Source organism: Cobetia sp. PS-4MA (assembly GCF_057670765.1).
This window is the reverse complement of sequence record NZ_CM173107.1, coordinates 3254743-3272328: the sequence shown is the minus strand read 5'-3', so window position 1 is coordinate 3272328 and position 17586 is coordinate 3254743. Positions and strand designations below refer to the sequence as shown.

Sequence of the window (17586 nt, the reverse complement as noted above, 5' to 3'; positions counted from 1 at the left end):
ACAGGTTGAGCGATCAACCCACGCCATTGAGACCAGAGCCGGTCGGCGAAAGAGAGGGCGACCCTCTGCTGAATGCGCTGGTGTTCATGGCGCGTTACCACGGCAATCCCCGGTCAGCCGCCGTGCTGACGGACGGGCTGCCGATGGAGGACGGGCGTTTGCCTCTGGCGCTTGTCAGCCGTGCAGCCGCGCGTGCCAATCTGAGCGCCAAACTGGTCAATCAACAGATCACCGCGATCAGCGATCTGTTGATGCCCTGCATTCTGATGTTGAATGAAGGGCGCGCTGTCGTGCTGCTGGAAGTGGATGCCAAGACAGAAAAGGCGCGAATCCATCAACCGGAAGCGGAAGGCGATGCATGGATCGAACTGGAAACGCTGACGGCACGCCATGATGGACGAGTGGTCTACCTGAAGCAGGAGCACCGTTTCGATGAGCGCGCCCCGGAAACGCTGGAACAGAGCGATGGCCACTGGTTCTGGTCGACGCTGAAGCTCTCGACGCCTATCTATCGTGACGTGATTCTGGCCTCTGTCCTGATCAATCTGTTTGCCGTGGCATCGCCACTGTTCGTGATGAATGCCTATGACAAGGTGGTGCCCAATCTGGCGTTCAACACCTTGTGGGTCATGGCGACGGGCATGGCGATCATCATGGTATTCGATTTCGTGATGCGGCAGACGCGTGCCTATTTCATGGATACCGCCGGCAAGAAGTCCGAGGTGCTGCTGACTTCCAAGCTGTTTGCCAAGACCATGAATCTGCGCATGGAGTCGCGCCCCGGCTCCGTGGGCGGCTATGTGAAGCATCTCCAGGAATTCGATTCCATTCGCGAGTTCTTCACGTCAGCGACGTTGACCACGCTCGTCGACCTGCCGTTTGCGCTGCTGTTTCTCGCCATCATCTGGATCGTCGCCGGGCCCCTGGTACTTGTGCCCCTGATAGCTCTTGTCATCCTGCTGATCTACAGCCTGGCGATACAAAGACCGCTGCGCAACAGCATCGAGAAGGGCTCGCGGCTGGCGACCGAGCGCAATGCACGTCTCGTGGAAGCGGTCTCGGGGCTCGAGAGCCTCAAGCTGGCCAATGCTCAGGGAGAGACCCAGCGCCGCTATGAGCGTGCGGTGGGTCAGATCGCTCATTGGGGAGTGAAGAGCCGCAATCTGACGACATCCGTCAGCTCGCTGAGCATGTCATTGACGCAGGCCACCACGGTGGCACTGGTCGTGTTCGGGGTCTATCTGATCGCGGATGCACGACTCTCGGTGGGTGGGTTGATTGCCGCGGTCATGCTTTCCGGGCGCGCGCTTCAGCCCCTAGGGCAACTGGCGCTGCTGATTACCCGTATCGGGCAGACGCGCAGTGCCATGAGTGCGCTTGAGCAGATCATGGCGTTGCCTGAAGAGGCAGAAGATCGTCGGTACGTGCATCGCGAGACACTGCAGATGCGGATCGAGTTCGATCGTGTCGGCTTCGCCTATGCGCCCAACACGCCGCCGGCGGTGACCGATATCTCGTTGACCATCGAGCCAGGCGAGCGAGTGGCCATCATCGGCCGTATCGGTGCCGGCAAGAGCACCCTGCAGCGCCTGATATGTGGACTCTATCGCGCTACCGCCGGCAGCGTGCGAGTCGATGGTCTTGACCTCAACCAGATCCATCCCGCCGATGTCCGGCGTCATATCGGGCATGCCGGTCAGGACAGTGCGCTGTTCTTCGGCTCTATCCGCGACAACATCACCCTGGGGCAGCCGCATGCCAGTGATACCCAGATTGAGCTTGCGGCCGATGCTGCCGGCGTGACCGAGTTCACTCGCCATCACCCGGAGGGACTTGATCGCCAGGTCGGGGAAGGGGGACGGATGCTGTCCAGTGGCCAACGTCAGACGGTCCTGATGGCTCGGGCGCTTCTGATGCGACCGCCGCTGCTGTTGCTCGATGAGCCCGGTTCGCACATGGACAATCGTGCCGAGCTGCGCCTGAGGCGTATGCTCAAGTCATTGCCGCGTACCCAGACCATGGTGCTGGTGACGCACAAGAGCAGCATGCTGGAAGTGGTAGACCGCGTCATCGTGATGGAAGGTGGGCGTATCGTCGCTGACGGTCCCAAGGACAAGGTATTGAATGCCTTGAATGAAGGGCGTGTGTCCGGGCGCAAGCAGGAGGCTCAACGTGGCTAAGGCACCGATTGAACAGCGCGATCTTCACCACCTGGATGACGTCAGCTCAGCCGTTCTGCTGGCGACCCCCTGGAAGTCACGCATCCTGATCTGGATGGTGCTGGCCTTCATCGTGGTGTTCGTCATCTGGGCCAGCCAGGCAAGCCTGGAGGTCGTGACGCGAGGTTCCGGCAAGGTGGTGCCCTCCACCCACCTCCAGGTCGTGCAGAATCTGGAAGGGGGAATCGTGCGCGAGATCTACATCAAGGAAGGGCAGATCGTGTCGCCCGGAGAGCCCTTGCTGCGCATTGATGACACCAGCGCCGGTTCCGACCTGCGCGAGCGTGTCTCGACCCTGGATGGCCTGCAGGCCACCATCATCCTGTACGACACCGAGCTGGATTCCATCGCGGTGGACGCCTCTGCCGATGACTGGAAGGACCAGGTCGTCATGACCCGCGTCCCCCTGCCATTCGATGAGGAGTTCAAGACTCGCAGTCCTGCACTTGTCGCGCGTGCGATGACCGCCTATCGCACCCACCTCAACCAGTTGAACAGTGGCTTGAATGGCTCTCGTGAGCAGATTCTGCAGAAGGAGCAGGAGCTGAGAGAGCTGAAGTCACGCATCAATAGCCTGGAGCGCAGCTACCAGCTGTCACGTCGTGAGCTCAACATGACAGCACCGCTGGTACGTGAAGGCGTGGTATCGCAAGTCGATCTGCTCAAGATCCAGCGTGAGGTGAATGATCTGCGGGGGGATCTGGAGTCGGCGCGACTGGCAGTGCCTGGCAAGCAATCGGAGCTGGATGAGGCCATCTCGAATCGTGTCGGTGTTGCCCAGGAATTTCGCTCGCGTGCAGCAGATGAGCTGGCCAAGACTCAGGCGGATCTCGGGCGATTGCGTGAGGGGCGTACCAGTCTTCAGGACCGTCTTGACCGTACTTTGGTGACGTCTCCCGTTCAGGGGGCCATCAAGACCTTGAATATCAATACCATAGGCGGGGTCATCGAGCCTGGCGAAGATCTGATGGAAATCGTTCCCATCGAAGATCAGCTGCTGGTCCAGGCCCGGGTGGCACCCAAGGACATCGGCTTCCTGCGTATTGGCCAGCCTGCCGTGGTCAAGCTGTCCGCCTACGACTTCACCATCTATGGAGGGCTCGAAGGCGAGGTGGAGCAGATCAGTGCCGACACCGTTCAGGATGAAGAAGGCAACAGCTTTTATGAAATCAAGGTGCTCACGGAGCAGAACCACCTTGGAAGTGACTCAGACCCGCTCACGATCATCCCGGGCATGCAGGCCAGCGTGGATGTCATCACCGGTGAGCAGACCATCCTGCAGTACCTGATGAAGCCGATTCTGCGCGCCAGGCAAGGTGCCTTGCGTGAACGTTGATCATGGACATGAAGTATTCAAGGGCAACCCATAATGAAAAAGACACTCTTGGCATTGAGCGTGATGGCGGGGATGAGTTCCAGTCTCTCCGCCTCTGCGCAGTCATTGGAAGAAGCCGTTTCCAAGGCAGTGATGGAAAATCCGCGTACCCGCTTGCAGGTGACCCGTCATATCCAGCGTCTGGAAGAAGCGGAAGTCCAGCGTGGGGCCTATCGCCCGACGGTCGATCTGACCGGACGACTGGGCTATGGCAAGTTCGACTCCGAGGATGATGGGGTCAATGACGAGGATGACTGGCACGATTATCGTCGGTTGGATCTCACCATTCGCCAGCTGCTCTGGGACGGTGACACCACGATCGAGCGCATCCGTCAGGCAGAGACCGAAGCTGACTATCAGCGCCTGCAGACGGCCGCCGAAGCCAATGATGTCGCGTTGGATACGGCCGGGGCCTATCTGGATGTCATGCGTGATGAGCTGATTCTCAAATATGCGCAGGCCAATCTCGATGCGCACCGTCGTATTTCCAGTGATATCGGGCGTCGTGCCGAGTCCGGTCTCGGCGCACGCAGTGACGTGCGTCAGGTGGATGGCCGCCTGGCCAATGCCGAGGCCAGCGTGCTGTCCGCCCGGAACAACCTCGAGGATTCCCGCTCGGCGTATCTGCGTCTGGTCGGTGAGCTGCCCACGGATCTGAACCTCCCCAGCCTCGATACCGATCTGATCAGTGCCGATGTGGAGAGTGCCTATGTCCAGGCCAATCAGCGCAACCCCCTGCTGGCAGCGGCACGGGTGTCCATTGATGCGGCTCGTCATGAGGTGAACGCTGAGAAGGGTGACAACTACCCGGAATTCAGCATCGAAGGCAATCGCACGCTGACGGACGATTATGATCAGGACGAGAGCAGTTCCGATGACTGGAGCGTCGAACTGGTCATGCGCTACAACCTGTATCGCGGTGGGCGGGATCAGGCCGAGATTCGCGGACGCCAGGCGGCGCTGGAAACCGTCGAGCATGACAATGATCGCGTGATGCGCGATGTGCGTGACGAGATCCGACTGGCCTGGAATGCACGCGAGAATCTCAAGCGTCAGATCGATTATCTGGAAAGCTATGTGCGTGCCGCGACGGATACGCGCGAAAGTTATCGCAAGCAGTTCGATATCGGCCGCAGGACGCTGCTGGATCTGCTGGACAGCGAAAGTGAGCTGTTCACTTCGCAGCAGAATCTGATTCGTGCACGTTTTGACCTGGAAACGGCCAACTATCGCTTGTTGTCCGCGACAGGTGCATTGCTGGATTCAATGAACGTTGCCGTACCGACCCGACAGGGTTGAGTCGCTCACGGCACCACCAGGAAGTGGTGCCGTGGTCATACTGACGGCTGATGAGGAAATCAGATGAGTCTTTCGCGCCGCCTGTTTACCTTGATGTTGTTGGTGCTGTTGGTGTTTTCCTTCGGTATCTTCTTCATTCAGGTCAACAATACCCGTGATTCACTGGCCGAACGACAGCGTGTCGAGCTCTCGAATCTCGCCCAGAGCCTGAGTCTTGCACTGGTGCCGCATGTCGAGCTTGGTGATGCTGCCAGCGCGGAAACCCTGATTCGCGCCACCCTGGATGGTGGATATGTCCGGGATATCCAGCTGGAAAGCGTCGCGCTCCCGGCCCCCATCGCGTTTGACATCACACGAGAAAGCCAGGCACCCGAGTGGTTTCAGCAGATGATTCCCATGCCGGTAGAAACGGTCAGCCGTGAATTGCCGGGTGGGTGGGCCTCTCTGGGGACGATCTCGCTGACGGGAGAGCCGGCCCAGGGTCACGATGACCTCTGGAAGCTCGCCAAACGGCTCGGACTCTGGTTGCTGTTGGGGGGCTTGTTGACCCTGCTGGTGGCCTCGCTGGTCATGCGTCGCCTGCTGCGCCCTCTGGACCGCCTCTCCGCACGTCTCAACGAGATGGAGACACAGCGTTTCGACGCGCCTCTGGAGGAAACCAGTGTCAAGGAGCTGCGTGGCATCACGTCGGCGGTCAATCGACTCGGGCAGCGTCTGCATACCCAGTTCGAGGCTCAGGCGGCGCAGTTGGCGCGCCTGCAGCGCCAGGCAGAACAGGACGCTGTCTCGGGGCTTGGCAACCGTGGTTACCTCAATCGTGCAGTGGATGAATGGCTGAGTGAGCCTCTGGGAGGCAGCTTCGCACTGTTGCGGGTCGCGCAGCTTGAAGTCGTCTATCAGGAGCAGGGCTACAAGGGACGCGATGCACTGCTGCGCGCCATCGCCCAGCGGCTTGAGCAGCGTGAGCTGGCCGGGGAGCCCATCGTGGCAGGGCGATTGGCCAATCATGACTTCGGCTTGCTGTTGCCAGAAGCCGATGAGTCCGCGCTGCTGGCCTTCTTGAAGGGCATCACCGAAGATATCGATCGACTGCTGGATGCCAATCCCATGGCGAACAGCCGCCCGATCGGTTGTGTCATCGGGGCGGCAAGGCGAGAGCCGGGCATGACCCGCACCCAGTTGTTCACGGTGGCGGACACGACCTTGCTGCAGGCCATCGAGCATGGCAGCAGCGTCGCGCTTGCCGAGGAAGGGGATCAGGCGCGTCCACGCGGCGAATGGCGAGACGTCATCGAGCAGTCGCTGGAGCGCCCTGATGGGCTCGATTTCGTGGCGCAGCCCGTGCTGTTCAATGATGGCAGTGAGCTGCACCGGGAGCTGTTCGCGCGTCTGCGTGAAGGGGACCAGCTGCACCGAGCCGGCGATTTCCTGCCGGTCGTGCGCCATTTCCGTCTGGGAGCACGCTTCGACCTGCATGCCCTGGAGTGGCTGGCTGCCCATGTCGATGGCATCGAGGCCCCACGTCTGGCGCTCAACCTCACCGAGGAGACGCTGGATGATGAGGCGAGCTTCTCGGGACTCATCAGCTGGTTGGGAGTCCATCCGCGTCTCTGCAAGCGTCTGGATATAGAAGTGTCGGAAAGCATCGCGCTTCGCCACCTGGAGCGCGTCAAGCTGCTGTTCCGGCGTGCACGCCGGCTGGGCGCGCGTGGAGGCATTGACCGCTTTGCACGTGAGCTGAAGGAGCTCAGTTATCTGGAGGCGCTGCGTCCGGACTACGTCAAGATCGATCAGGCGTTCTTCAAGCGTGACGATGTGGACACCGAGCTGTTGCAAAGCCTGTGCATGACGGCGCATCAGGTCGAGTCTCTGGTGATCGTGACACGGGTCGAATCCGAACAGGACCAGGCGCGCGTGATGTCCCTTGGCGCCGACGGCTATCAGGGCTATGTGGCACCGGCCGTCGATGTCATGGCGAGGAAGCCCTGATAGACAGCCAGGGGCTGGTCGCCATGTGGCAGAGACGCTGCTTCAGCTGGCTGATCGCCTGGGTATTGATGCTGTTCACGGTCGGTTCCGTATTGGCCCGCGATACGCAGGCACAACGTTTCATCGAGGTCTATGGTCAACCGGGGTGGGCGAGAGTCCAGCAATGGGAGCAGCTGCTCGTGGATCTCGACGGGCAGCCGGCCAGGCGTCAGCTCAGTGAGGTCAATGATTTCTTCAACCGGATGCATTTCACCGATGACATGCGCGTCTGGGGGAAGGAGGATTACTGGGCGACCCCGCTTGAGTTCCTGGGGGCCGGCGCAGGGGACTGCGATGATTTCGCCATGGCCAAGTATCTGACATTGCGTCAGCTGGGCGTGCCGGAGAGTTCCTTGCGCCTGCACTACGTCAAGGCATTGAGGCTCAATCAGTTCCACATGGTCGTCACCTATCAGGGCGCGGGCATGTCGATGCCTGATGTGCTGGACAACCTCAACAGCTCCATCCTGCCGGCCAGTGAGCGCACCGATCTCCTGCCGATCTACAGCTTCAATGGCAACGCGTTGTGGATGAGCAAGCGGCTGGAGGGGGGGGAGCGCATCAGCGACAGCCGAGGGCTGTCGAGTCTCACGGACTGGCAACGACGCTACAAGGACGGCGTCCTGAAAGCTCCCTTGCGCAAGCGCCCCTGAGGTGAGGGGCAGTTCAGCGTCGAATCGCGACAGGTATCGAGCAGAACGCCCCGTGGCCAGACCGCCACGGGGCGTTCTGCTTCATGCGGTGTCGGATCGCTTCATTCCGGCGTGTTGCCGCGCAGATGGAGCACTTCGAGCAGGTTGCCGTAACGGTGACGGCTGGGCATGGTCGCCAGGCCGGAGAACAGCAGCCAGAAGAGGCGCTTCCCGCGAGTGAGCTGATGCGTATGCTGCAGCAGGCGCGACAGCAGACGGTTCTCGTCGCGCTCCTTGTAGCTCGGGGCCATGCTGACCTGCTCACGCACCAGCACCGGGGCCATTTCGAGTCGATACAGCGTTTCGAGTTCCCGGAAGCTCAGGCCGTGTGCCTCGACTACTTCGGCCATGTGCTGATACTCCGCCTCGCGGGGGTCACGCTCCTCCCAGAGAGGCGCCAGCGCCAGCCAGACCTCCTGGCGGCGTTCGAGCAGGGCGGCCACATCGGGGGCGAGGTGAGCGTTCTGGTCGTTCATGGAGAGATCCCGAGCGAAGGCTGTCAGACAGACACACCATCAACGGATGGCGCGAAGCAGGACAGCGGTGTGATGGCGGTGCGCTGAATGCGTCACATGATACGGCAGTCGCCATGGAGGGCTCCAGTGACGTGACATCAGCGCGGGTTGGCCCGCCGGGGCGGACAGCGTCGCCGACAGCCGCTAGAATAGCGGCCAGCAGCAGGCACACACGCCTGCATGTCCTGATTCGACAGCCAGACTCACCAGACGTTTTCAGAGCAAGGCACCGGTCGCGCAGCGTGCGCCGTGGTCGTTGCATACTGGAATCGGGCATCAGCATCGGCGGGTACACGCCGGGCCAACAGCAAACGAGGTTCTTACGTGATCATCAAACCCAAGGTTCGCGGCTTCATCTGCACCACGACTCACCCCAAGGGCTGCGAGCAGAATGTTGCCGAGCAGATCGCCATCACCCGCAAGACGGTCGGTGACAAGCGCGACGGTGGCCCGAAGAAGGTGCTGGTGATCGGTGCTTCCAGCGGCTATGGCCTCGCGGCGCGTATCACGGCAGCCTTCGGTTACGGCGCGGACACCCTGGGTGTCTTCTTCGAGAAGCCGGGCACCGAGAAGAAGGCCGGTACCGCAGGCTGGTACAACTCTGCCGCTTTCGACAAGTTCGCCAAGCAGGAAGGGCTCTACAGCCAGGCCATCAATGGCGACGCCTTCTCGCACGAGACGCGCGCCAAGGCCATCGAGCTGATCAAGGCCAACATGGGCGAAGTCGATCTCGTGGTCTACTCGCTGGCCTCTCCGGTGCGCAAGCTGCCGGACAGCGGTGAAGTGAAGCGCTCCGTGCTCAAGCCGATCGGCGAGACCTACCGGGCGACCGCCATCGACACCAACAAGGACACCATCATCGAAGCGGAGGTCGAGCCGGCCACCGAGCAGGAAATCGAAGATACCGTCACCGTGATGGGTGGTCAGGATTGGGAGCTGTGGATGCAGGCGCTGGACGACGCCGGCGTGCTGGCGGATGGCGCCCGCTCCGTGGCCTTCAGCTACATCGGTACCGAGATCACCTGGCCGATCTACTGGCACGGTGCGCTGGGTCGCGCCAAGGAAGATCTGGACCGCGCCGCCGGCAGCATCCACGAGAAGCTGTCCGCCAAGGGTGGTCGTGCCCACGTGGCCGTGCTCAAGTCCGTGGTCACCCAGGCCAGCGCCGCGATTCCGGTCATGCCGCTCTACATCTCCATGGTCTACAAGATCATGAAGGAGAAGGGCCTGCACGAAGGCACCATCGAGCAGCTCAACCGCTTCTACGCCGAGCGCTTCTATGGTGAAGGCGAGATCATCACCGACGAGTCCGGCCGTCTGCGTCTCGACGATTGGGAGCTCAAGGACGACGTCCAGCAGGCCTGTCAGGAACTGTGGCCGCAGGTCACCAGCGACAATCTGTTCGATATCACCGACTACGCCAGCTACAAGCAGGAATTCCTCAAGCTGTTCGGCTTCACGCGTGATGATGTCGATTACGATGCCGACGTCGCCACCGACGTCGAATTCGATGTCGTGCAGATGTAAGAGCGCTTCAGCAAGCGCAGAGGTCAGGGTAGCGAGCGCTGCCAGCTGACCGCTGCCCGCTGAGCGATGACGACGCCACCCTTCGGGGTGGCGTCGTCGTATGTGGCGGCCTCATCTTGAGCGTCATGCCAGTCCGGGCCAGGCACAAGTGCCAGAGGCATGGCACAATATGGCGGCAGGTTTTCCCCACCCTCACGCGATGGACCTCGACTCACACCCATGCCCGTGGATTCACTGGTTTCCCCCCAGGCCCAGCAACGCCAGATCGGCTTCGTGCTGTTGCCCGGCTTCTCGTTATTGTCCCAGGCCTGTGCGCTGGAGCCCCTGCAGGTGGCCAATCAGCTCGCGGGGCAGACACTCTATCGGGCCGTCACCTTTGCGCTGGACGGGCGCGGTGTGGCGTCCGCAGCGGGCTTGAACCTGTCGCCGGACAGCCTGGTCGCCAGTGATTCGCGCCATCTGGATGCCCTGTTCGTGTGCGGTGCTCAGCCGGCGGGCGAGGCGGGCCTGCAGGAGGTGGCCTCGAATCCCGCGCTGCTGGCCTGGCTCAAGCGTCTGGCCGAGCGTGGCGTGATGCTGGGCGGTATCTCCACCGGCACCCGTGAGCTGGCTCGCGCCGGGCTGCTTGATGGCTATCGTGCGACGATCCACTGGCAGCGTGCCGAGTCGTTCCGTCGCGACTTCCCGCAGGTCAACGTCTCCCATCAGCTGTATGAGCTGGACCGTGATCGTGTCACCTGCGGCGGGGGTACCGCGGCGATGGACATGATGATGACGTTGATCGCCCAACAGCATGGCCGTGCGCTGGCCGAGAAGGTCTCCGAGCATTTCGTCTGCGAGCGTATCCGGCTGGCGGACGAGCCACAGCACGTGCCGCTCAAGAACCGTTTCGCCCATGCGCCCCAGCCGCTGGTGGAGGCCGTGACCCTGATGGAAGCCAATATCGAGGAGCCGCTGTCCACCCACGAGATCGGCGAGCACCTCGGCATCTCGCGGCGTCAGCTGGAGCGGCTGTTCAAGAAGCATCTGCAGGCGGTGCCCAGCCGCTACTATCTGGATCTGCGTCTGGCACGCTCACGTCAGCTCTTGCGCGAGAGTGATCAGCCCATCGGCGAGATCGCGCTGGCCACCGGCTTTTCCAGCGCCGCTCACTTCTCCACGGCGTTCCGCAACCATTTCGGGCGCAGCCCCCGCGACGAACGTCTCATGCTGCAGGCCTGAAATGTCGCATCGGTGACAAAAGTCGCCTCCTGACATAAGTCGTCGTCCTTTCGCTGAAAGTCTTTGTCATCTCGCCTCCCTATACTCGGGAGTCATGACCCGTGGCTCGCCGATCATCGGCCTGCCACGCAACGCCCCCGCGATGAGGAAGAGACGATGACCCAGCTGACCCGTGCCGATTTCGACCATGCCATGGTGCCCAACTACGCACCCCAGGCTGCCATTCCGGTACGCGGCGAGGGCAGCCGTCTGTGGGATCAGGAAGGTCGTGAGTACATCGACTTCGCCGGCGGCATCGCCGTCACCTCGCTGGGTCACTGCCACCCGGCACTGGTCAAGGCGCTCAAGGATCAGGCCGACAAGGTCTGGCACCTGTCCAACGTCTACACCAACGAGCCGGCCCTGGCGCTGGCCAAGGCGCTGACCGAGCGCACCTTCGCCGACAAGGTCTACTTCTGCTCCTCCGGTGGTGAGGCCAACGAAGCCGCGCTCAAGCTGGCACGTCGTTTCGCCCACGACACCCATGGCGAGAAGAAGGACAAGATCATCTCCTTCCGTCAGTCCTTCCATGGCCGCACCTTCTTCACCGTCAGCGTCGGTGGTCAGCCCAAGTATTCCCAGGGTTTCGGACCGATTCCGGGCGGGATCCAGCACGCCGAATTCAACAACCTCGACTCCGTGCGCGAGCTGATGGGCGATGACACCTGCGCGATCATCGTCGAGCCGCTGCAGGGCGAGGGCGGCATCATTCCGGGGGAGCAGGCCTTCCTCGAGGGGCTGCGTGAGCTGTGCGACCAGCACGATGCGCTCTTGATCTTCGATGAAGTCCAGAGCGGTGCCGGGCGGACCGGCCACCTCTACGCCTACCAGCACTTCGGTGTGGTGCCCGACATCCTGACCACCGCCAAGGGCATCGGTGGCGGCTTCCCGCTGGGCGCCATGCTGACCACGGACCGCATCGCGCCGGCCATGGCCATCGGCACTCACGGTTCCACCTACGGCGGCAACCCGCTGGCTTGTGCGGTGGGGCTGGCGGCGCTCGAGACCATCGACACGCCGGAAGTGCTCGAGGGCGTCGCGCATCGCCACCAACTGCTGCGCAATGGCCTGGAAGGCATCGCCAAGCGTCACGGTGTCTTCAAGGAAGTGCGTGGCATGGGCCTGTTGATCGGTGCCCAGATGGCGCCGGACTATGCGGGGCGTGCCAAGGACATTCTCAATCTGGCGATGGAAGAAGGTCTGATGGTGCTGGTCGCCGGGCCTGACGTGCTGCGTCTGGCGCCGTCGCTGGTGATCAGTGAAACCGAGCTCCAGAGCGGTCTCGACAAGCTCGACCGTGCCGTGGCGAGCTTCGTCGCCGCCTCTGCATCTGCATGAGCAGCGCCATGAGCAGTGCCCCGATGCTGGTGGTGCGGCCTGCCGAAAGCCGCGATCTGCTCGCTCTCGAGCGGCTCGCGGCCTCGGCCACGCCACGCCTGACCAATCTGCCGGCACATCGTGACCGCCTCGAGGAGCGCATCACGCGCTCCCAGCGCAGCCTGCGTGCCGAGATCGATTTTCCCGGTGACGAGATCTACTGCTTCGTGCTGGAGGATCTCGACAGCGGGGAAGTGGTCGGTACCGCCTCGCTGCGCGCCGAGGCTGGCGCGCGGGAGGCCTACTACACCTATCGTCAGGAAACGCTGATCCACGCCTCGCAGCAGCTCAACGTGCGCCATGAAGTGCAGACGCTGTCGCTGTCGCATGAGGTGTCGGATGCCACGCTGCTGTGCGCGCTGTCGCTGGATGCCCGCTACCGCGAGACGGATGCGGACAGTCTGCTGCGTCGTGCACGCCTGATGTTCATCGCCCAGTACCCGGAACGCTTCGCCAATGAACTGGCGGTGGCCTTCCCGGGCTATCTGGAAACACGTGACGAGCGTCAGGTCAGCCCGTTCTGGGACAGCGTCGGCCAGCACTTCTTTGATCGCGACTTCAATGACATCAACCAGATGGCGGGGGTGCGCTCCAAGAGCTTCATCGCCGAGGTGATGCCACCGTTCCCGCTCTATCTGCCGCTTCTCACGCGCCAGGCGCGTGCCGCCATCGGGCGCGAGAATCCGCGCCACGAGTACGCCATGCAGGAGATGCTCGCCGAAGGCTTCTCGCGCTCGCGCCACGTCGACATCTTCGATGCGGGCCCCTTGCTGCTGGCGGAGTGCGAACGTCTGCACACCTTCAAGCAGTGTGGCTGGCACCCGGTGCGTATCCGCCCGCAGGAAAGCCTGCCGGACGCGGTGCCGGCGATGGTCGCCAACCAGCGGCTTGGCGATTTCCGCTGCGTGCTGGCGCGCTATGCACTGACGCCGACCGGCCAGCTGATGCTGACGCCGCAGCAGGCCGAGGTACTGGGGGTGGAAGAGGGGCGTGCGGTGCTTGCCGTGCCGATGCCCTTGCCGGCGGTCGATGAGGGAGAGCTGTAATGCGTATTCGTCCTATCGCTCGTCACGATATCGAAGGCCTCAAGGTGCTGGCGCGGGAAACCGGTGTCGGCTTCACCTCGCTGCCGGACAATCATGAATTTCTCAGCGCCAAGATCGAGCGCACCCTGGCCGCCTTCGAAGGCCGGGAACCCGGTGATGATCGCCTGTACTTCTTCGTGCTCGAGGATGAGCGCGACGGCAGCATCGCGGGCTGCTGTGCTATCGAGGCCTGTGTGGGCACCGATGCGCCGTTCTATCACTATCGGCTCGGCTCGCTGGCGCACTCCTCGGTGCAGCTCGACCTGCATCGCACCCTGGATACGCTGACGCTGTGCTCCGATCACACCGGCGATGCCGAGGTCTGCTCGCTGTTCCTGCGTGAGGGCTGGCGCAAGGACCGCAATGGTGCGCTGCTCTCCAAGGTGCGCTGGCTGTTCATGGCCCAGTTCCGCGAGGCTTTCCCCGACAAGGTGCTGGCCGAGATGCGCGGTGTCTTCACGCCCGAGGGGCGCAGCCCGTTCTGGGAGTGTCTGGGCAGCCACTTCTTCCCGATGGACTTCAATGAGGCCGACCGCCTCACCGGCATGGGCCAGAAGAGTTTCATCGGCGAGCTGATGCCCAAGTTCCCGATCTACACGCCGTTTCTCTCCGAGCAGGCGCGTGCCGCCATCGGGCAGGTGCACGAGCACACCCGCCCGGCGGTGGCGATGCTCAAGAAGGAAGGGCTGCGCTGGGAAGGCTATGTCGACATCTTCGATGGCGGCCCGACGGTCGAGGCCTATATCGATGACGTGCGCGGCGTGCGTGACAGCCAGCTGGCATGTGTCGAGGTGATCGCGTCTGATGCCCCGGCCTGTGAGCGTCCCTCCGTCATGGCCGCCACCACCGGCATGGCGGACTTCCGCGCCAGCTGGATCAGCCATGCTGTCACGCGGGACGACGCGGGTGCCTGCCATGTGCGCCTGCACCGTGATGAGGCCGAACGCCTTGGCGTCACTGGCGGCGACACGCTGCGCGTGCTGGCCAGCTGAAGCGTTCGCCACGGACATCCGCTTCTCCGTGCCATCTCGCAGGCCCATATCGCCTTGCGTCCTTTTGCCATCAGCGGGGCAGATCGCCAACTGCCCCGTTATCTCCTTGTTCAGCGTCGCTTACGCGGCGCGCCCTTTCGATGAGGCATGCCATGACCACTACGACTCCGACTCCCGCCACACTCAACGTGCGTCAACAGCTCTTCATCGACGGCGCGTGGCAGGCGGGGGAGGCCGAATCCTTCACCAAGACCGACCCCGTCTCCCAGGCACGCCTGTGGCAGGGCGCCTCGGCCACTGCCGAGCAGGTCGAGCAGGCCGTCGCGGCAGCGCGTCAGGCATTCCCGACCTGGGCGCGCCTGGGTTTCGAGGCACGTCTGGCGGTGGTGGAGCGCTTCCGCGATCAGCTGGAGCAGCATCGTGAAGCGCTGGCGATCAGCATCGCCAGTGAAACCGGCAAGCCGCTGTGGGAAGCGCGTACCGAGGTCGGCGCGATGATCGGCAAGATCGCGATCTCGGTGAAGGCCTATCACGAGCGTACCGGCGAGCGCGCCAAGGATGTCGCAGGCACCCAGGCGGTCCTGCGCCACCGCCCGCATGGCGTGATGGCCGTCTTCGGCCCCTACAACTTCCCGGGTCATCTGCCCAACGGACACATGGTGCCGGCACTGCTGGCGGGCAATGCCTGCGTGTTCAAGCCCTCCGAGCTGACCCCGGCCACCGCCGATCTCACCCTGCAGTGCTGGGAGGCCGCGGGCCTGCCGGCCGGCGTGATCAATCTGGTGCAGGGCGCGGCGGACGTCGGTCAGGCGCTGTCCCAGTCCGAGGGCATCGATGGGCTGCTGTTCACCGGCAGTGCCAAGGTCGGCAAGCTGCTGCACCGTCAGTTCGCCGGTCAGGTCGGCAAGCTGCTGGCGCTGGAACTGGGCGGCAACAATCCGCTGGTGGTGCGTGATGTGCAGGATGAAGCCGCCGCAGTGCTGGCGATCATCCAGTCGGCCTTCGCCTCGGGCGGTCAGCGCTGCACCTGTGCGCGCCGCCTGATGGTGCCGCAGGGCGAGGTCGGTGATCGTCTGATCGAGGCGCTGGCCACGGCGTTGCGCGAGTTGCGCGTGGCGGGGCAGTTCGAGCAGGACGCGCCCTTCTATGGCGGCCTGGCCAGTGTCGCGGCGGCCGAGGGCCTGCTCAAGGCGCAGGATGATCTTGAGGCGCTGGGCGGCAATGTCCTCGTGCGCATGCAGCAGCTTGAAGAGGGCACCAGTCTGCTCAGCCCGGCGCTGATCGATGTCACCGGCCTTGCGCTCGAGGACGAGGAATTCTTCGGCCCGCTGCTCAAGATCCATCGCTACACCGACTGGGACGAGGCCATCGCGCTGGCCAATGACACCCGCTACGGCCTCTCGGCCGGGCTGATCGGCGGTGAGCGTGCTGACTGGGACGACTTCCTGCTGCGCATTCGCGCCGGCATCGTCAACTGGAACCGCCAGACCACCGGCGCCTCCGGCGACGCGCCCTTCGGTGGCATCGGCGACAGCGGCAACCACCGTCCCAGCGCCTATTACGCGGCCGACTATGTCAGCTATCCGGTCGCCTCGATGGAAGCCGAGGCGCTGGCGCTGCCCGCGACCCTGCCGGCCGGTATCCGTCTGTAAGGCCGTCCGTTCGGGCACCGCTGCCGCTTACCCATTGTTGACCACGACGCTCGCCGTGCCTGCTCCCTGAGGTGCCAAGGCGTCGTGGCAGGAGACCTTCATGTCCGACACCCCGTATCACGAGATCAATTTCGATGGCCTGGTAGGCCCGACCCACAACTACGCCGGTCTGGCACATGGCAACGTGGCCTCGATGCGCCACGGCGGGCTGGCCTCCAACCCGCGCGAAGCCGCGTTGCAGGGCCTCGACAAGATGAAGTCGCTGGCGGATCTGGGTTATGCACAGGGGATTCTGCTGCCGCAGCAGCGCCCGGACCTTGGCGCACTGCGTGATCTCGGCTTCACCGGGAGCAATGCCCAGGTGTTGAAGGCGGCCAGCGAGCAGGCGCCGCAGCTTCTGCGCGCGGTGTGTTCCGCCTCCAGCATGTGGACGGCGAACGCCGCCACCGTCACGCCCTCGCGCGACAGCGGTGATGGCCGCGTGCACTTCACGCCGGCCAACCTGCAATCCAGTTTCCACCGCTACCTGGAGCCCGCGACCACCGGACGCATCCTCGGTGCCATCTTCGCCGACGATGCCCATTTCGCGCATCATCCTGCGCTGCCCGCGACGCCGGCCTTCTCCGATGAAGGTGCGGCCAATCATACGCGGCTGTGTGATGGCCACGGCGGGCCGGGCGTGCATCTCTACGTCTATGGCCGTCAGGCCTTCGGCGGTGACGGCGTCGAACCGCGTCGCTATCCGGCGCGTCAGACACTGGAAGCCAGTCAGGCCGTCGCGCGTCAGCATGGCCTGAGCGAGGATCAGGTGGTGTTCGCCCAGCAGCATCCGGAGGCCATCGATGCCGGTGTCTTCCACAACGATGTCATCGCGGTGGGCAATGGCCCGGTGCTGTTCTATCACGAGCTGGCCTTCCGCGATGAGGAGGCGGTGCTCAACGAAATTCGCGCGAAACTGTCCACACCGCTGATCCCGATCCGCGTGCCACTGGAAGCCGTCAGCCTCGAGGATGCCGTCTCCTCCTACCTCTTCAACTCGCAGCTGCTCTCCAATGACGATGGCAGCATGACGCTGGTGGTGCCGGGGGAGTGTCAGGAGAACGAGGCGGTATGGAATGCGCTGCAGAATGCGATTCTGGCCGGCCCGAACCCGATCGGGGAAGTGCTGGTCAAGGACGTCAAGCAGAGCATGCGCAATGGCGGCGGCCCGGCCTGCCTGCGTCTGCGTGTGGTACTGAGTGACGCCGAGCGCGCCGCGCTCTCCGGGCGCGTGATGATGACGGATCAGCTGCACGGCGAGCTGGGTGACTGGGTCAAGCGTCACTATCGTGACAGCCTGACGCCGGCGGATCTCGCCGACCCGCAGCTGGCCGAAGAGACACTGGCGGCGCTGGATGAGCTGACGCGGCTGTTGAAGGTCGGCAATGTCTACGCCTTCCAGCGTTGATCGCCTGGCCCGAGCCCATACGACACAGCCCCATACGACACAGCCCCCATCGGGTTCGCCGATGGGGGCTGTGTCGTTGTGGAGGTGTGGTCTGACATTTGAGAATCAGATGCCGTGG

Annotated in this window: 13 protein-coding genes; 12 read left to right on the top strand and 1 reads right to left on the bottom strand. The window is 63.2% G+C overall.

Annotation, left to right across the window (positions count from 1 at the left end):
- Positions 1-5: 5 nt before the first annotated feature.
- From AC26AR_RS13850 to AC26AR_RS13830, 5 genes are all read left to right on the top strand, one after another.
- A complete protein-coding gene (locus tag AC26AR_RS13850; protein WP_240704257.1) occupies positions 6-2180 on the top strand; it encodes a type I secretion system permease/ATPase in 2175 nt (724 codons plus the stop codon).
- Positions 2173-3555 carry an HlyD family type I secretion periplasmic adaptor subunit gene (locus AC26AR_RS13845; protein WP_084207911.1) on the top strand — a complete coding sequence of 461 codons (1383 nt, stop codon included), beginning with the start codon at positions 2173-2175 and terminating at the stop codon, positions 3553-3555. The genes AC26AR_RS13850 and AC26AR_RS13845 overlap by 8 nt, the downstream gene beginning before the upstream one ends.
- Before the next feature lie 33 nt (positions 3556-3588).
- Complete coding sequence (locus AC26AR_RS13840; protein WP_176493571.1) at positions 3589-4893, top strand: TolC family outer membrane protein; 1305 nt, start codon at positions 3589-3591, stop codon at positions 4891-4893.
- A gap of 63 nt (positions 4894-4956) precedes the next feature.
- Positions 4957-6882 (top strand): bifunctional diguanylate cyclase/phosphodiesterase, encoded by a 1926-nt coding sequence (locus AC26AR_RS13835; protein ID WP_488107221.1) that lies wholly within the window; start codon positions 4957-4959, stop codon positions 6880-6882.
- A gap of 23 nt (positions 6883-6905) precedes the next feature.
- On the top strand, positions 6906-7574 hold the full coding sequence (locus tag AC26AR_RS13830; protein ID WP_077378262.1) for a transglutaminase-like cysteine peptidase: 669 nt from the start codon (positions 6906-6908) through the stop codon (positions 7572-7574).
- A gap of 101 nt (positions 7575-7675) precedes the next feature.
- Here the strand turns inward: AC26AR_RS13830 and AC26AR_RS13825 are convergent, their stop codons facing one another.
- A complete protein-coding gene (locus AC26AR_RS13825; RefSeq protein WP_077378265.1) occupies positions 7676-8089 on the bottom strand; it encodes a DUF7079 family protein in 414 nt (137 codons plus the stop codon).
- A 363-nt stretch (positions 8090-8452) separates the two neighbouring features.
- Here AC26AR_RS13825 and fabV point away from each other — a divergent pair, with 363 nt between their 5' ends.
- The 7 genes from fabV to astB all read left to right on the top strand — a co-directional run bounded on the left by fabV (position 8453) and on the right by astB (position 17468).
- Entirely contained in the window at positions 8453-9655 is a 1203-nt protein-coding gene (fabV, locus tag AC26AR_RS13820; RefSeq protein WP_279874326.1) for an enoyl-ACP reductase FabV, read from the top strand.
- A gap of 219 nt (positions 9656-9874) precedes the next feature.
- Positions 9875-10876 carry a GlxA family transcriptional regulator gene (locus tag AC26AR_RS13815; protein WP_169477227.1) on the top strand — a complete coding sequence of 334 codons (1002 nt, stop codon included), beginning with the start codon at positions 9875-9877 and terminating at the stop codon, positions 10874-10876.
- A gap of 156 nt (positions 10877-11032) precedes the next feature.
- Positions 11033-12253 carry an aspartate aminotransferase family protein gene (locus AC26AR_RS13810; protein WP_176493570.1) on the top strand — a complete coding sequence of 407 codons (1221 nt, stop codon included), beginning with the start codon at positions 11033-11035 and terminating at the stop codon, positions 12251-12253.
- 23 nt (positions 12254-12276) lie between these two features.
- Positions 12277-13338 (top strand): arginine N-succinyltransferase, encoded by a 1062-nt coding sequence (locus tag AC26AR_RS13805; protein ID WP_488107910.1) that lies wholly within the window; start codon positions 12277-12279, stop codon positions 13336-13338.
- Entirely contained in the window at positions 13338-14369 is a 1032-nt protein-coding gene (astA, locus tag AC26AR_RS13800; RefSeq protein WP_488107220.1) for an arginine N-succinyltransferase, read from the top strand. Before AC26AR_RS13805 ends, astA begins: the two co-directional genes overlap by 1 nt.
- A gap of 152 nt (positions 14370-14521) precedes the next feature.
- On the top strand, positions 14522-16021 hold the full coding sequence (gene astD, locus AC26AR_RS13795; protein WP_176493568.1) for a succinylglutamate-semialdehyde dehydrogenase: 1500 nt from the start codon (positions 14522-14524) through the stop codon (positions 16019-16021).
- 100 nt (positions 16022-16121) lie between these two features.
- Positions 16122-17468, top strand: a complete 1347-nt coding sequence (gene astB, locus AC26AR_RS13790; RefSeq protein ID WP_404625912.1) for an N-succinylarginine dihydrolase — start codon at positions 16122-16124, stop codon at positions 17466-17468.
- Positions 17469-17586: the final 118 nt, after the last annotated feature.

Excerpts from the sequence above, each read along its gene's own strand:
- AC26AR_RS13830 (WP_077378262.1), top strand. The coding sequence starts at position 6,906 with ATGTGGCAGAGACGCTGCTTCAGCTGGCTGATCGCCTGGGTATTGATG.
- AC26AR_RS13815 (WP_169477227.1), top strand. The coding sequence starts at position 9,875 with ATGCCCGTGGATTCACTGGTTTCCCCCCAGGCCCAGCAACGCCAGATC.
- astB (WP_404625912.1), top strand. The coding sequence starts at position 16,122 with ATGTCCGACACCCCGTATCACGAGATCAATTTCGATGGCCTGGTAGGC.
- AC26AR_RS13810 (WP_176493570.1), top strand. The coding sequence starts at position 11,033 with ATGACCCAGCTGACCCGTGCCGATTTCGACCATGCCATGGTGCCCAAC.
- AC26AR_RS13805 (WP_488107910.1), top strand. The coding sequence starts at position 12,277 with ATGCTGGTGGTGCGGCCTGCCGAAAGCCGCGATCTGCTCGCTCTCGAG.
- AC26AR_RS13840 (WP_176493571.1), top strand. The coding sequence starts at position 3,589 with ATGAAAAAGACACTCTTGGCATTGAGCGTGATGGCGGGGATGAGTTCC.
- AC26AR_RS13825 (WP_077378265.1), bottom strand. The coding sequence starts at position 8,089 with ATGAACGACCAGAACGCTCACCTCGCCCCCGATGTGGCCGCCCTGCTC.
- astD (WP_176493568.1), top strand. The coding sequence starts at position 14,522 with ATGACCACTACGACTCCGACTCCCGCCACACTCAACGTGCGTCAACAG.
- AC26AR_RS13835 (WP_488107221.1), top strand. The coding sequence starts at position 4,957 with ATGAGTCTTTCGCGCCGCCTGTTTACCTTGATGTTGTTGGTGCTGTTG.
- astA (WP_488107220.1), top strand. The coding sequence starts at position 13,338 with ATGCGTATTCGTCCTATCGCTCGTCACGATATCGAAGGCCTCAAGGTG.